This is a genomic window from Micromonospora sp. NBC_01699, from assembly GCF_036250065.1.
Classification (GTDB): Bacteria; Actinomycetota; Actinomycetes; order Mycobacteriales; family Micromonosporaceae; genus Micromonospora_G.
Genome location: NZ_CP109199.1, coordinates 6,797,322 through 6,813,154, shown reverse-complemented (window position 1 = coordinate 6,813,154; position 15,833 = coordinate 6,797,322). Strand labels below are relative to the sequence as shown.

The following is a 15,833-nucleotide window of genomic DNA, read 5'->3' as shown; positions in this document are numbered from 1 at the left end:
TGCCTGACCCTGGTTACGAGAAAAGTGTGATCACATGGGTTCGGGGGCCTGACCAGGTGAGTACGAGCTGCGTACCGGTCGGCCCCGGGGTCGGGAACGAGGACGGGAGCCCATGATGCGCCGGATCGCCGTCCTCGACGCACCCTCGAACCTGGGCCTGCGCCCGCCCACCGCCACCTCGGTGCCGGGCTGTGCGAAGGCGCCGGGGGCGCTGCGGGACCAGGACCTGATCGCCCGGCTCGCGGCCCGCGACGCCGGCTGTCTCACCCCGTCGCGGTACGACCCCGGCGACTGGCGCCCCGGCGACGGCGTCAGCCACGCCGGGGCGATCGGCGCGTACTCGCGGGCGCTGGCCGACCGGATCGGGGCGATCATCGACCGGGGCGAATTCCCGGTCGTACTCGGCGGCGACTGCTCGATCGTGCTCGGTTCCGCCCTGGCGATGCACCGGCTCGGCGAGGCGGTCGGTGGCCGGATCGGGCTGGTCTACGTCGACGGCCACTCCGACTTCCGGCACCCCGGCAACGCCTCCTACGTCGGTGCCGCCGCCGGTGAGGGCCTGGCCCTGGTCACCGGTCGGGGGCAGCCCGACCTCGCCTCGATCGAGGGCCGCCGACCGTACTTCCGGGACATCGACGTGGTGGTGCTCGGGATCCGGGCCCAGGACGAGTACCGGCTCGACCTGCAAGCGGCCGGCATCGTCACCCGCCCGGTGCCGACGCTGCGCGCCGAGGGAGCCGCCCGGACCGCGCAGTGGGCGCACGACCAGCTCGCCGACTGCGCCGGTTACTGGGTGCACATCGATGTGGACGTACTCGACCCGGCGGTGATGCCGGCGGTCGACGCGCCGGACCCGGGCGGGATCGCCTTCCCCGAGTTGGAGCTGCTGCTCGCCGGACTCGTGGACACCCCACACTGCCTCGGTGTGGAGATCACCGTCTTCGACCCCGACTACGACCAGGACGGGGCGTACGCGGCCGAGATCGTCGCCACCCTGGCCGCAGGTCTGGCACCGGTCGCCGCCCCGGAGACGCCCCCGGCCCGGCTGCTGCCGGCCCAGTCGTCGGCCACCGCCCGCGGCGGCCTGCGCCCGGTCCGCAAGACCACCACGGGTACGCCTTCCGGCACCCGCACCTCGGCCGTCGCGACCTCATCCGGCCAGCGTGCCTCGACGAGCGCCTTCGGCCCGGTCACCGCCCTCGGTACGGACACCATGAACGCCGGTACGGACCGCCACTCGGCCCGGCCAGCCAAATCACCCAATGCCCTGCGCCGTGGCCTGTCGTCCGTCGCCGGGATGGGCGTCGACGAGTCACCGGGCCAGCTCGACCCGTCGCCACGCCCCGCACGCCCGGCCGAGCCCACCACACCCACCGAGCCCACCCTGGTTCGTAAGCCCGCTCCGGTTCGCGAGCCCGCTCCGGCCGCCGAGTCCGCTCCGGTTCGTGAGTCCGTTCCGGCCGTTGACTCCGCTCCGGCCGCCGACTCCGCTCCGGTTCGTGAGTCCACCCCCACCTCGGAGGCCGAGTCCGCTGCGGTTTCCGGGCTCAGCCCGCTCGCCGAATTCGCTGCGGTTCGTGAGCCCGTTGCGGCCACCGACGGATCGGGGCCGGGCGCCGGTGAGTCGATGCCGGTGACCGAGCCGTTCGGGGTCGCCGACCCGATGCCGGCCGCGGAGCCGACTCCGGTAACCGAGCCGACGGAGGAGCCCGACCCGGCTCCGGCCGCCGAGTCGAACTCGATCAGTGGCCCGTCCTCGGCCGCCGGTCGGGCGTCCGCTACCCAGTCGTCCCCGGTTGTCGAGCCGTCCCCGGTTGTCGAGTCCTCCCCGGTTGTCGAGGGTCCGGGTGCTCTCGATCCCGTTGCCGTGTCCGCCGGCACCACCCCATCGGCCGGATCGCCGAGGATGGTGCGGGTGGAGCGGGAACCGCGGCGTGATGGTGGCGGCCGGGACCGGTCGCGGGTCAACCGCGACGAGACGCGGACCGTTGCCGCCGCTGCCCGGGAACCCCGTGCACCGGAACCCGTCGGCCCCCCACCGTCCGCCGGACCGGGGCGGCTGCGCCGTACGCCACCGGCCGAACCGCCTCCCGCCCCCGAACCGCCCGGCCCGGCCGCCGAACCGGCCTGACCCTGCCGCCCCGCCGGACCCGACTCGCGTCAGGGGGGTCAGCGGGCGGCTAGGTTGCGGAGGAAGTGTTCGGTGATGGGGACGGCGGTTTCGCCGCTGGCGCCGCCCTTTTCGACGAAGACGGCGAACGCGATATCGCCCTGCCAGCCGACGAACCAGGCGTGGGTGTGGGCCGGGTTGTCGTCGTACTCCGCGGTTCCGGTCTTGCCCTGGACGGGTGCGCCGGGGACGTCCTTGAGCGCGGTGGCGCTGCCGAGGGTGACCACTTCGCGCATCATCGTCCGCAGCGGCTCGACCGAGCCGGTCTTGAGCTGCGGTCCGGCGGGCGCCGGTGCGCCGGGGGCGGGGTCGAGGACCAGCTTCGGCTGTTGCCACTGGCCCTTGGCGACGGCGGCGGTGGCGGCGGCCATCGCGATCGGGCTGACCAGGTTGGTGCCCTGGCCGAAGGTGGCGGCGGCCCGTTCGGCGGCCGAACCGCCGGTGGAGATCTTGCCGGTGAAGACCTCGGCGCCCAGCTCCCACCGGGCCTCCAGACCGAGGCTGCGGCCCGCCTCGGCCAGCCCGGTGTCACCGAGCTTCGGCGCCAGGGCGGCGAACGCGGTGTTGCAGGACTTGGCGAAGTCGGTCCGGAACGGCACCGTGCCCAGTTCGAAGTTGTCCGAGTTCTTGAACGGGCGTCCGTCGACGGTGAAGTTCTTCGGGCAGTCGACCCGGCCGTCCAGGGTGACCGCGTTCAGGTCGAGCAGGCCCAGCGTGCTGACCATCTTGAAGGTCGAGCCGGGCGGCACCTGCGCGGTCAGGGCCAGGTTTTCGGTGCCGCCTCCGGGGCCGTCAGCGACGGCGAGGACCGAGCCGTCGCTGACCCTGACCGCCACCAGGGCGGTACGGTGCGGGTCGGCGGCGAGCGCGGCGTCGGCGGCGTTCTGGGTCCGGACGTCGAGGGTGGTCTTCAGCGGCGTACCGGGCTTCGGTTCGATCCGGAACAGTTCCTGGTCGGTCGGGGCGAGTTCGCCCGCGGCGTTGCGCCGGCTGATCACCACGGTGCCGCCGGGGGTGCCGCGCAGCGGCTTTTCGTACCGGCCCTGTAGGCCACCGTGGCCGACCAGGTCGCCTTCGGCGTACACGCCGGGGTTGGCGTCGAGGTCGTCCTTGAGGGCCGGGTCGACCGAGCCGAGCAGGGCGCGGGCGAACTCGCGGGTGGGTGCCAACTCGCGCTGCTCCTCCCGGAACTTCGTCCCCGGCAGGTCGTAGATGCGCGGTTTGATCTGCTGGTACGCCTCTTTCCGCAGACTGACCACGTCGACGAAGGCGTCCGGTTTCGCCGCACTGATCCGGGCCGGCAGGTCGCTGAGGTCGATCGGCGGGCTGATCGCCGGCCGGATCGCCTTGAACGCGGCGTCCAGGTTCCTGACCAGGGCCGGTACGTCGGGCACCTCGCTCGGTTGCACACCGACCGCGACGATCGACCGGGCCGCGACGATCGGCTGGCCGGCGCCGTCGAGGATCTGTCCGCGCGGGGCGGCCACCCGGCGTACGGTCAGCGTGTCGCCGGCGGTCAGCTTCTCCTGTGCCACCCGCGGTTCCCAGATGATCCGCCAGTGGTCCTCGGCGTCACGCTTGAGTCGCACCGCCGACGGGTACGCCCAGTGCGTGCCGCCCGGTAGCGTCCAGTCGATCGTCAGGTTCGCCGTCGCGGCGTCCTCACGGACCTGCGCGTCGCCGTCGCGGCGCGGCTTCGCGGTCAGCTCGCCGGAGAGCAGCTTGATCTCCTCGGCCACCCTGGCTCCGGTGATCCCCTGGCCCTGGGTGTCGTCGAAGCGGAGCTGGTCGAGTTTTCCGTCCTGCCAGCCGCGCAGGAAGGCGTCCACCGCCTGTTCCGGCGACTCCGCCCGGGAGCAGGCGGTCAGCAGCCCGGCCACCAGGCCCAGCCCGGCGAGCGTGGCGATGATCGGCCGACAACGGCGGATGAGGGTTGCACGGGTGCGGTGTTCGTACGGGCGCATGTGGCGGCGGCCGCCTTTCGGTCGTTCGTCCCCGATTTTGGTCCTGACGGTAGTACGCCCGTGCTGCCGGGGCGGTTGCGTACCGGGTCCGAAGGCAACCGACGTACCGGGTTCGAAGGCAACTGAGATCCAGGTGTGATGACCCGCTGAGTGGGGGTACTCAGGAACACCCGTGCTCCGTACCCACAAGGGGCGAAAGGGCGAAGTCGCGATCCGGACGTCCGGTGCGTCGGTCCGCCGATCAAGGGGTGAACCGGCAAGGCATAGGCTGGGCGAGAGTGACCCACAACGCGGTGGGTCGAGGGGAGTGGCACCGATGGACCGGCGTCCGGCGATTAGTTTTCCGGAGTCCGATCTCCGGCAGGTCGATACCGGCCGGGACGACAACTTCGATCCGGCACATGACGACGGCCATGGCCCCGGCCAGGACAGCGGGGTCACGGGTGCCAGCGTGGACACCCTGTACGACCTGGGTCTGCCACCGGACGCGTTGACCGACGACGTCGAGGACGCCGATCTCGACGAACCGGTACCGAACGCCGAGCGGCTCGTCGCCCAGGCGGTGGCGCTCGCCGGGGACGATCATGACGCGGCCACCCTGGTCGACCGGTTCTGGCGGTTCGCGCCGGACGAGGAGTTGATCGGGTTCACCGCAGCGGAGATGCTGGCCGCCGCACAGGCGCACCGGGATCTGGCGCAGCAGCGGGTGCCGGGTGAGCTGAAGCTGCGGATCCACGAGCCGGCCCCGGAGCAGCAGCACACGGTGATCGAGATCGTCACCGACGACATGCCGTTCCTGGTCGACTCGGTGACCGCCCTGCTCACCGCGCAGCACCTCGACCTGCACATGCTGGTCCACCCGCTGGTCGTCGTACGCCGGGAGCCGCTCGGTCGGCTCGCCGAGGTTGCCGCGGACGTGGAGCCGGACGACGCGATCGACGGCGACGTGGTCGAGAGCTGGATGCGGATCGAGATCGACCCGGTTCGGGACGCCGCCGTCAGGGACAGGCTCCGCAGTGAGTTGCAGCGGGTGCTGACCGACGTGCGCGAGGCGGTGGAGGACTGGCCGAAGATGCGTCAGCGGGCGCTCGCGCTCGCCGACGAGCTGTCCGCCGCCCGTACGTCGCAGTCCCGGCCGCCGGTGCCGGAGAAGGACATCACCGACTCGGTGGAGCTGCTGCGCTGGCTGGCGCACGAGCACTTCACCTTCCTCGGTTACCGGGAGTACCGGCTGGTCGACACGGACGGGACCGACACCGACGGGGCCGAGCAGGCACTGGAGGCGGTGCTCGGCACCGGTCTGGGCATCCTGCGGCAGGACTCGACCGCGCCCCGGGTGCTCGCCTCGATGACGCCGGAGGCCCACGATAAGGTGCTGGAGAAGCGCCTGTTGATCATTACGAAGGCGAACTCGCGGGCGACCGTGCACCGGTCCGCCTACCTCGACTACATCGGCTTCAAGATCTTCAACGACGCGGGTGAGGTGGTCGGCGAACGCCGCTTCCTCGGCCTCTTCTCCACCTCGGCGTACCGGACCAGCGTCCGGGAGCTGCCGGTGGTCCGACGCAAGGTCGCCGAGGTGCTGGACCGCTCCGGGCTCAGCCCGCGCAGCCACTCCGGCAAGGACCTGCTCCAGATCCTGGAGACGTACCCGCGCGACGAGCTGTTCCAGATCAAGACCGACGACCTCTACCACGCGGTGATCGGCGTACTGCGGATGGCGGGGCGCCGGCAACTGCGGCTCTTCCTGCGCCGGGACGGCTACGGCCGGTTCATCTCCTGCCTGATCTACCTGCCCCGGGACCGGTTCACCACGCAGAACCGGCTGCGGATGCAGGAGATCCTGCTGCGCGAGCTGAACGGCGTCGGGGTCGACTACACCACCCGGGTCACCGAGTCGATGCTCGCCCGGGTGCACTTCATCGTCCGTACCGATCCGTCGAACCCGCCCGGCGGGGTGGACGCGGACCTGCTCGCCGAGCGGCTCGCCGACGCCACCCGACTCTGGGACGACGACTACCGCCTCGTCCTCGAACGCAAGCTCGGCGACGAGCAGGCCAAGCACCTGTTCAGCCGGTACTCCGACGCCTTCCCCGAGGGCTACAAGGACGACCACACGCCGTACGAGGCAATGAAGGACCTGGCCAAACTGGAGCTGCTGGAGGAGCCCGGCCAACTGGCCATGCACATGTTCCGCAAGCAGCGCTCGCCCCGGCCGGGCAGTGCCGCCGTCCCCTCCGACGAGGAGATGGAGGTCAGGTTCAAGGTCTACCGGTACGGCGAGCCGATGGTGCTCTCCGCCGTCCTGCCCGTCCTGCACTCGCTCGGGGTGAGCGTCGTCGACGAGCACCCGTACGAGGTCGACCGGGTCGACGGCCGGATCTACCTGTACGACTTCGGCCTGCGCCTCCAGGACGGGGCCCGGGACCTGGCCGAGGTACGCCCGCACGTGGAGAACGCGTTCTCCGCCACCTGGCGCGGCGAGGCCGAGGTGGACGGCTTCAACGAACTGGTGCTGCGCGGCGGCCTCACCTGGCGGCAGGTGGTGGTGCTGCGGGCGTACGCGAAGTACCTGCGCCAGGCCGGCACCGTCTTCTCCCAGGAGTACATGGAGTCGACGTTCATCGCGTACCCGGAGATCGCCGGCCTGCTGGTGCAGCTCTTCGAGGTCCGGTTCTCGCCCACGTCGCAGCTTGACACCGCCCAGCGGGAGGTGCAGAGCAAGCAGCTGGTGACCAGCATCGGCGAGGCGCTGGACGAGGTGACCAGCCTCGACCAGGATCGGATCCTGCGCTCGTACCTGACGCTGATCCAGGCGACCCTGCGGACCAGTTTCTACCAGCGGGCCACCGACGGTCGGCCGAAGGCGTACGTGGCGTTCAAGCTGGACCCGCAGGCGATCCCGGAGCTGCCGGCGCCCCGCCCGAAGTACGAGATCTTCGTCTACTCACCCCGGTTCGAGGGAGTCCACCTGCGGTTCGGGCCGGTGGCCCGGGGCGGGTTGCGCTGGTCCGACCGGCGCGAGGACTTCCGTACCGAGGTGCTGGGCCTGGTCAAGGCACAGATGGTGAAGAACGCGGTGATCGTGCCGGTCGGCGCCAAGGGCGGCTTCGTGCTGAAGCAGAAGCCGGGCGACCGGGACGAGGCGGTCATCTGCTACAAGGAGTTCATCTCCGCCCTGCTCGACGTGACCGACAACCTGGTCGGCGGTCAGATAGTGCCGCCGCGCGAGGTGGTCCGGCACGACGTCGACGACCCGTACCTGGTGGTCGCGGCGGACAAGGGGACGGCGACCTTCTCCGACATCGCCAACGAGATCTCGGTGTCGCACGGCTTCTGGCTGGCCGACGCGTTCGCCTCCGGCGGCTCGGCCGGCTACGACCACAAGAAGATGGGCATCACCGCCCGTGGTGCCTGGGAGTCGGTCAAGCGGCACTTCCGCGACATGGGCATCGACACCCAGACCCAGGACTTCACCGTCACCGGCGTCGGTGACATGTCCGGTGACGTGTTCGGTAACGGGATGCTGCTCTCCGAGCACATCAAGCTGGTGGCCGCGTTCGACCACCGGCACATCATCCTGGACCCGGACCCGGATCCGGCGGTTTCGTTCGCCGAACGGCGGCGGCTGTTCGACCTGCCGCGTTCGTCGTGGGAGGACTACGACACCAGCCTGATCTCCGAAGGCGGCGGCATCTTCCCGCGTACGTCGAAGACCATCCCGGTCACGCCGCAGGTGCGCGCGGTGCTCGCCCTCGACGAGGGAATCGACAGCATCTCCCCGCAGGACCTGATGAAGGCGATCCTCGGCGCACCGGTCGACCTGTTCTGGAACGGCGGCATCGGCACCTACGTCAAGGGCGCCGCCGAGTCGAACAGCCAGGTCGGGGACAAGTCGAACGACGCGATCCGGATCGACGGCAAGGCCCTGCGGGCCAAGGTCGTCGGCGAGGGCGGCAACCTCGGCTTCACCCAGCTCGGCCGGATCGAGTACGCCCTGGCCGGCGGCCGGATGTACACCGACTTCATCGACAACGCGGCCGGGGTGGACACCTCCGACCACGAGGTCAACATCAAGATCCTGCTCGGTGCCGCGGTCGCCGACGGCGAGCTGACCATGCCCGAGCGCGACGAGCTGCTCGCCGAGATGACCGACGAGATCGCCGAGCACGTGCTCCGGGACAACTACGACCAGGCCCGCGCCATCGGCAACGCCCAGGCCCAGGCCGCGTCGCTGCTGCCGGTGCACCGCCGCATGATCAGCGACCTGGAGAAGTCCGGTGCGCTCAACCGCGAACTTGAGGCGCTGCCGCCGGACGAGGAACTGGCCGTACGCACCGAGAACGGCCTGACCGCGCCCGAGTTCGCGGTGCTGCTCGCGTACGTCAAGATCGTGCTGGAGCGGGAGATCCTGGCCGACGGCCTACCGGACGAGCCGTGGACCACCGAGGTGCTGGAGGGATACTTCCCGACCCCGCTGCGCGAGCGGTTCGCCAGCCGGATGGCCGACCACCGGCTGCACCGGGACATCGTCACCACCGTGCTGGTCAACGAGGCCATCAACCGTGGCGGCATCTCGTTCGTCTACCGGGTGGTGGAGGAGACCGCCGCCTCCGCCGCCGACGTGATCCGGGCCTACGTCGTGGTCCGCGACGTGTTCCGGCTGCGGGACATCTGGGCCGCCGTCGAGGACCTCGACAACAAGGTCCCGACCGAGGTGCAGACCGGCGTCTACCTGGACACCCGGCGACTGCTCGACCGGGCCGTACGCTGGCTGGTCACCAACCGGCGCTCGCCGATCGACGTACCCGCCGAGATCGACCGGCTGCGTGACGGCGTCTCCCGGCTGCTGCCGGAACTCGACCAGCTCTTCTGCGGCTCCGAACGGCAGGCGCTGGACGCGCACGTCGACCTGCTGATGTCGCGCGGCATCGAGCGCGAGCTGGCCGAGCAGGTCACCCGGCTGATGTACAGCTTCGGCCTGCTGGACGTGGTGGAGACCGCCGCCACCAACGGGCGGGACGTCGGTGAGGTGGCCTCGGTCTACTTCGTCCTCTCCGACCGGTTCCGGGTGGACGCCCTGCTGTCGAAGATCTCGCTGCTGCCACGGGAGGACCGCTGGCAGACCCTGGCTCGGATGGCGCTCCGCTACGACCTGTACGCGGCGCTCGCCGCACTCACCGCCGAGGTGCTCCACTCGACCGCCGACTCGGTTCCGGCAGACCAACGCGTACGCGAGTGGGAGGAGTCGAACGCGACCTCGATCACCCGTACCCAGAAGGCGATGGGCGAGTTCGACGAGTCCCGCTCAGACCTGGCCGCCCTCTCCGTCCTTCTGCGCCAAATCCGCACCCTAGTCCGCACCTCCGCCGCCAGCAAGTAACACCCCCCCCGCACCACACGCTAATACAGAGAATGAGTGGCTATCCCGCCCCGGATAGCCACTCATTCTCTGTATTGGTGGGGCCTGTGGGTGGGGTGTCGGGGGTGCGAGGTTTTTGGGGTTGATCGACTCGGGTCGGGGGTCGGTTGGCGGAATGTTGGCGGGGTCGGGTCGGTTATACATCGCGTACGACCGGAGCAGCGCCGGGGCATGATCCCCCCGCCTCGTGTGTGCTGTGGCCTCGTACTTCTCACCTGAGCGCAGGCGCCTTTCCCCTTGTGGGCGCGCGTCGGGTACCCCCGATTGAAAGGTGAACCATCGTGAAGACGACTTTCACCACTTTTGCTGAGACTTCGTTTGTTCGTAAGACCGCTCTGGGTGTTGCCGGCCTGGCCTTCATCGGTGGCGCTGTTGCGGGGCCGGTGAGCCACGCGTTCACGTCCCCGGCGGAGCGTGCCGCCCCGGCGATGACCACGGTTGCGCAGGTGACCAGCGAGAAGCCGGGCATGGACAAGCTCGTGCCGCACGGTACGCAGGGTGCGCAGTCGAACATCAGCCTGAGCAAGGAGCAGACCGACAACGCCAAGGCCATCACGGATACGGCGAAGAAGTTGGGTATGGGTGAGCGTGGCGCGGTGATCGCGGTTGCTACCTCGATGCAGGAGTCGAAGTTGGAGAACCTGGGTCATCTGGGTGACATGAACGACCACGACTCGCTGGGGTTGTTCCAGCAGCGGCCGTCGTCGGGTTGGGGTACGCCGGAGCAGATCACGGATCCGGCCTACGCTTCGACCGCGTTCCTGAAGAATCTGAAGCAGGTTGATGGTTGGCGGGATATGCCGTTGACGGATGCGGCGCAGAAGGTTCAGGTGTCGGCGTTCCCGGATGCGTACGCGCAGTGGGAGAACCAGGCCGCGCACATCGTGCAGGACGTCTGGACCAAGTAAGCATTACGAATAGCCAGTGGCCGGGTCCCCGTGGTTTGGGGGCCCGGCCACTGGCGTCTGTCGACTGAGGAGCTATCGCTGGTCGAAGACCCGCCTGCTCGGGCCGAGGTGCAGGAACACCGTCTCGCCGGTGGCGTCCTGGACCGCGTCGTTGTCGGTGATCGCGTACACCTGACCGTCGCCGGCAACGGTCAGACCCTCAAGCTTCTCCTGGGTCCAGCCGTTCGTCGCCCGCAGGTCGGGCAGCACGTCGTACGCCAGGGTCTTGGGCAGGACCCGCAGCGGACCCGGCGCCGCGGCCGCGCGCGGCAGGTCCACGGTGTAGATCCGCTTGATCTTGGCGGCCGGGCCGTTGAGCTTGTCCCGCTCGATCACCGCGAGCTTGTCACCGACCACGGTGATCTCGGAGAGGCCGATCCAGTCACCGGGCGTGGCGGTGCTGGCCAACCGGTAACCGAACCAGCTCCAGGTGCCCGCCGACACGTCGTAGCGGCCGAGCCGGACCGTGCCGGCCGGGTCGGTGGTTACCTCCCGCTGCAACGCGGCCCAGAGCACCTCGCGACCGCGCGAGTCGGTGGTCGCGGTGACCCCCTCGAAGCCCTGCTTGGCCAGGCCGGCGGCAACCTCTGCCGGCAGCTCCACCACCTGCTGGGTCACGCCCTTGCGGTCGAGCCGGACCAGCTTGTTGCCGGCACCGGTGGTGCCCTCGACGGCGAGCCAGAAGCCGCCCTGTGGACGGGCGAAGATGCCCTCCGCGTCGTAGCCGACCGGCTGACCGGCGGCGTCCGAGACGGTCAGCGCGGCGGTGATGACCGCCGGCGTACGGGTCGGGTCGACGGTGAGGATCCGGGTCGGCGAGTACGCGGCGTCGGTCACGCTGTAGAGCAGGTGCGACTTACCGGGTACGGCCGACAGCGCACCGAGCGCGCCCCAGCCGATCGGTGCCTTCGCCTTGTCAGCGGAGACGATCGTCGGGAAGGCCGGCTTGCCCCTGCCGAGCTCGTACACGGTCACCGAGGCACGTACGCCGACCTCGGCGTCGTCCTCCTCGCTGGAGACCACGAGCAGGTTGCGACCCGGAATCGGCAGCAGCCCCTCGGGACCGTTGGTGGCCGGCAGCACCTGCTTGAAGACCGGCTTGGTCGGCCGGCTGACGTCGTAGACGGCGACGAAGTTGCTCCGCTCCGAGCCGACGAAGGCGTACCGGACGCCGTCGTACTCGGCGATCGCGACGCCCTCGGGCTCGGTGCCCTTGTTCTCCGCGCGGTCCTCGTTGTGCAGGCCGTACGTGACGGCGAGCCGCTCGAAGCTGTTGCCGGCGTCCCAGGCCACCCGCCCGGTACGGCCGTCGAAGACGGTCCAGCCCCGGCTGCCGCCCAGCCAGTCACCCTCGTTCGCGGTGGCGAGGTAGTGGTCGTCGATCCAGGCCACGGCGTCGGGCTCGCGCGGAACATCGGTGATCGAGCCGGTCAGGTCGATCGCACCATCCTCGACCGTGTCGATGCCGCTGACCGAGGCGGTACCCGCGCTGAACACACGGATGATCCGGCCGGTCGGCAGGTCGACGATCACCACGCCGTTGTTTTCCTGAAGGGTGACGGCGACCTCGTTCTCGCCGTTGATGGAGACGTACTCCGGCTCCGGGTCGGTCGGCGCGGCGAACCCGGCACCGACGAACGCCGGCAGCGCCTGGCCGTCGGCGGCGGTGAACGCCACCGGCCGGGTCTTCCAGCGGGTCGGGTTGTTGCCGGTCAGGTCGACGATCTGGAGGAAACCGGCCGGGGCCTGCGGCAGGTCGCCGTCCTCACCTCCGGGCGGGGCCACGTCCTCGTCGCGTTCGTTCTCGATCGCGATGGCCGCGTACCGCTTGTCCTTGCTGATCGAGATGGAGTCGGGCTGGCCGCCGAGGTCGAAGCTCGCCACCCGCTGCCGCGTACGCAGCGAGATGACGTCCAACCGGCCGGACGGTGCGGTGAAGCTGGGGCTGGTGTTGACCACGACCAGGACGTACTGGCCGACCACGGCGACCGAGGTGGGTTCGTCCTCGGCGTCGCCGAGCTGGTCGAGGGCGAGAGTGCCCAGGCCACGGGGCTTGTCGGGGTTGCTCAGGTCGAGGAAACCGATCCGCCGGGCCAGCGCGTCGGTGTAGATCAGCGTACGGCCGTCCTCGCTGACCGCCGAGATCTCGGCGACGGTCGGGGTGGCCGGGTCCTCGCCTGCGGGCCGGTTCTGGAAGACCGGATAGGTGGCGGTACGGTCGAACGACAGCGGTTGCCGGTCCGACTTCTGGTGCGCGGTGGCCGTTCCCGCACCGGTGAGGGTGCTGGCGGCGACGGCCGCGACGGTGAGGGCCGTATATATCTTCCTGGCGGGCATCTATTCTCCGTTGCTGCTCGGGTCCCGACCTTGGAAGGTTGCACGGGCAGACGAGCGGTAACGATCCCGCGGGTGAACACTGGGCAAAGAAGTTGATCCTGGTCGGGCCCCCGTGAGGACCCGACCAGGACCGGAAAGGATGCGCGTCGATCGCCCGCCCCGGCGCTGGCGCTATCGGGTGACGGTGACGTTATCGCGCAGCGGTGGCGGTGGCGAAGACGATGATGTTGTCCGGGTAGCTGTGTTTCTTGCGGTCGAACTTCCCGCCACAGGTGACCAGCCGCAAACTCGCCCGGTCCGACGGTCCGTAGACCAGGTCGGTGGGAAAGGCCGCCTTCGGGTACGACTTGACGCCGTCGACGGTGAACTCGGCGACGCTGCCGTCCCGGCGAGCGACCTTGATCCTGTCGCCGGTCTTCAACGCCCCGAGCTTGAAGAAGACCGCCGGCCCGGTTTCCTGGGAGTCGACGTGGCCGACGATCACCGCGTTGCCGATCTCGCCCGGGGTGGGCCCGAGCCGGTACCAGCCGGCCAGTTCGGCCTGTGTCAACGGTGGCACCTCGATCATCCCGACCTTGTCGACGCCCAGCGACATCAACTTCGCGTCGACGCCGATCTTCGGGATCGTGACGCCGGTGGGTTCGGATCGTGCCATTTCGCCCGATCGGAATGCCGGTGTCGCCGACGGATCGGGGTTCGCCGCCGCCAGGTCCGGGTCGACCGGCGTCGCCGACGCGGGTGGGTTCGGGGCGGCGTACTCCGGTGCGGCCTCCGCCGCAGGTTGGGGCGGAAGTTCAGTGGGTTGGTTCAGTGATGCGCCGACGAGACCGGCGCCGACCAGGGCGAGCACGGCGACGAGGGCATAGCCGGCGGCACGCCACGTAACAACGTGGCGGCCGCCGGCCCGTCCCCTCGACGCCTCAGACGAGTGCGTCATCGATCCGACGCCGCCGCATCAGCACGATGCCGCCGAGCGCGGCCGCGCCCAGCATCGCGGCACCGCCGCTCGCCAGACCGTTGCCGTCGGCCCCGCCGTCGCCGCCGTCGCCGCCGTCAACCCAACCGGTGGGTACGACCACCAGGGTCCCGAAGCCGCAGGAGCCCTTGAGCTTGTAGTGTCCCGGCTTCGTGTCCGCCGGGATCTCGGTGGTGGCCCAGTAGGTGTGGGCACCGGTCTTCTCGTCCGACTTCGAGCCCTCGTCCCACTTGGCGTCGGCGTCCTCCTCGGTACCACCGTCCTCGCCGTACGGGTCCCCGGCCGGCTCACCCTTCTCGGCGTCGGGCTTGCCGTGGGCGTCGGCACCCTCGGACCAGGCCTCCTCGCCGGCCGTCGGTTCCCCGCTCTCCTCGGCCATCGGGTCCTCCACCGCCGGAGCGGCGCCGGTGGCCTTTGCGGCATCCTCGGCTTCCGTGCCCGCCTCAGCGGGATCCTCGACCTCGGCCGGTGCCCCGGCCTCCGGTTCCGCCACCTTGGCCGGGTCTTCGGCCTTCGCCGGGTCTTCGGCCTTCGCTGGGTCACCCGGGTGGGCGTTGGCGTGGTCGTCCGGCTTCGCCGCCGGGTCGGCTGCCGGGGCGGCCTCCTCGGGTGCGTACTCCTCGACCGGTCCCAGGTCGGCGGCCGGCGGTGCCTCCTCGGGAGCGGCCGAGCTGTCGCCCGGAGCAGCGGGGATCGCCGGGGCCGTCAGATCCTCGGGTACGAGTTCGTCGACAAGGCCGTCGGGCGTCACGGGCTCGGCAAGTCCACTGGTCGGTGCGGCCTCGACCGCCCCGTCCGGCGCGACGGCCTTTTCCTTCTTGCCCCGGTACGCCTTGTACTCCAGGTACTCCTTGTACTTTTTGTACTCCTGGTATTCCTTGTCTAGCTGATAGTCCTGGTTGTCCTCGTATTCCTTGTACTGTTCGGTCTCCTTGTAGCCCTTGAGTTCCTCGCGATCCGGAAGGGTGTCCGGGACACTCTGGGCGGTTTCGCTGCCCTGGGCTTGCTTGGGGCCTTTTGGCCCCTTCTTGTCGAGTTTGGGCGTCAGCTCCAATTTTCCGGTCACCTTCGACCAGACCCAAGGGCTCTCCTGCGGCTCCTTGCAGATCTCGACGATGGTCACTTCGTGGCCGGGCTTCGCCCATTGCGGTTTCGCCGAGACCTGGCCCGTTTCGGCCGCGGTGGGAGGGCCATCCGCCGAAGCGATCCCGGGTGCACCGACGAGCAAAGACGCGCCGCCGAGGGCAGCTCCGGCGACGACCTTGCCGAGGAACTTCTTAGACATGGCTTCCGTCACTCCTTCCCCTGTTCACCGTGGTCCGACGAAAGCCGAACCATGACCGAGGCTAACTGGTTTGTGAGCTTTCGTCGGATTAATGCGCCTTTTCTTCTATCGCCTCGAACGGGTGATGCCCCGTGCTATCCCAGCCATCGGGCGATAGGCGCCACCTGCTGTTTAATACGGGGCCATCCGTACCCACCGGGCGCTAACGAGAACTTCCGGCGCACTCGAACCGGTGACGTACCCAACGCCGCCCGCCTCCGCTATGCCCCGCCCTCTCCCAAACAGTTTCACCACCCCCGCCCCACCATTCCCCCCATTCCCCCAACCCCCAAAACCCCCCAACCACCCCACCCCACCCACTCCCCCCACCCACCCCCACCCACCCCCACCCACCCCCACCCACCCCCTCCCACCCCCTCCCACCCCCTCCCACCCCCTCCCACCCCCCCGCGCCGCGCCCCCTCTCCCCGTCGATCTAGGGCAGATGGTGGTGTTTGGAGATCAACAAGCACGTATTTGCCCTAGATCCACGGGGAGAGGGGCGGGGGGGTGCGGGGAGGGGGAGGGGTGGGGTGTTGTGGTGGAAGCGCTCCCATGCAAGAATTCATCCACTGTGTAGGGGAGCCATACCGCGCAGTGGACGTCGAGGGCATCCGGTTCTCCGGACGGCGTCATCCCGGCCGAAGGCTGCGGCCGGCAACCACCACCGCTCTCTGCTGCCCGTCCGGGTCG

At 69.8% G+C, this 15,833-nt stretch carries 6 protein-coding genes and 1 pseudogene; 3 read left to right on the top strand and 4 right to left on the bottom strand.

Annotated elements, in window-relative coordinates; translation table 11 throughout:
- Positions 1–112 precede the first annotated feature (112 nt).
- Positions 113–1,154, top strand: a pseudogene (locus tag OG792_RS27870) (arginase family protein); the annotation flags it as partial.
- A gap of 1,015 nt (positions 1,155–2,169) precedes the next feature.
- Here the strand turns inward: OG792_RS27870 and OG792_RS27865 are convergent.
- Positions 2,170–4,134, bottom strand: coding sequence for a penicillin-binding transpeptidase domain-containing protein (locus OG792_RS27865; protein WP_329103813.1), 1,965 nt, complete (start codon positions 4,132–4,134; stop codon positions 2,170–2,172).
- Positions 4,135–4,450: 316 nt separating this feature from the next.
- Between OG792_RS27865 and OG792_RS27860 the strand changes: the two genes are divergently transcribed.
- Positions 4,451–9,517, top strand: a complete 5,067-nt coding sequence (locus tag OG792_RS27860; protein ID WP_329103811.1) for an NAD-glutamate dehydrogenase — start codon at positions 4,451–4,453, stop codon at positions 9,515–9,517.
- Between the two features lie 320 nt (positions 9,518–9,837).
- Positions 9,838–10,464, top strand: coding sequence for a hypothetical protein (locus OG792_RS27855; protein ID WP_329103809.1), 627 nt, complete (start codon positions 9,838–9,840; stop codon positions 10,462–10,464).
- A 72-nt stretch (positions 10,465–10,536) separates the two neighbouring features.
- Here OG792_RS27855 and OG792_RS27850 read toward each other — a convergent pair whose 3' ends face one another.
- The 3 genes from OG792_RS27850 to OG792_RS27840 all read right to left on the bottom strand — a co-directional run bounded on the left by OG792_RS27850 (position 10,537) and on the right by OG792_RS27840 (position 15,101).
- Positions 10,537–12,840 (bottom strand): esterase-like activity of phytase family protein, encoded by a 2,304-nt coding sequence (locus tag OG792_RS27850; protein WP_329103807.1) that lies wholly within the window; start codon positions 12,838–12,840, stop codon positions 10,537–10,539.
- Between the two features lie 190 nt (positions 12,841–13,030).
- Complete coding sequence (locus OG792_RS27845) at positions 13,031–13,777, bottom strand: class F sortase (protein WP_329103805.1); 747 nt, start codon at positions 13,775–13,777, stop codon at positions 13,031–13,033.
- Positions 13,761–15,101, bottom strand: coding sequence for a hypothetical protein (locus OG792_RS27840; RefSeq protein ID WP_329103803.1), 1,341 nt, complete (start codon positions 15,099–15,101; stop codon positions 13,761–13,763). Before OG792_RS27840 ends, OG792_RS27845 begins: the two co-directional genes overlap by 17 nt.
- Between the last annotated feature and the right edge of the window lie 732 nt (positions 15,102–15,833).